We start from the raw sequence: 235 nt of genomic DNA on the forward strand, positions 1-235 counted from the left end.
AGAATCTGTAAGATACTTTCTTTATATAACAAAAGATAAATTGAAATGATAATGCCAACAACAATACGGAAAAGCTGTGAAGCAAGTGTGAAAGTAAAAGTACTCAGAGATTCAATGCCGCTGGTAATGTAGCGTGCGGCGTCTTGTGCACTAAACGCATTGACAAAAGAGCGAATAGAGTCTTCGATTTGTAAGAAATTATCTAACTCTTGAAATTGATTACTGCTGAGCCATT

The 235-nt window shown here is 35.7% G+C and carries 1 protein-coding gene; it reads right to left on the reverse strand.

The genetic code is table 11. From position 1 onward, the window contains the following. On the reverse strand, nucleotides 1-235 hold a 235-nt coding region (locus tag ETC27_RS18365), incomplete at both ends, for a hypothetical protein (RefSeq protein WP_205742808.1).

Source organism: Onishia niordana (assembly GCF_004798965.1).
In the GTDB taxonomy this organism is placed as follows: domain Bacteria; phylum Pseudomonadota; class Gammaproteobacteria; order Pseudomonadales; family Halomonadaceae; genus Onishia; species Onishia niordana.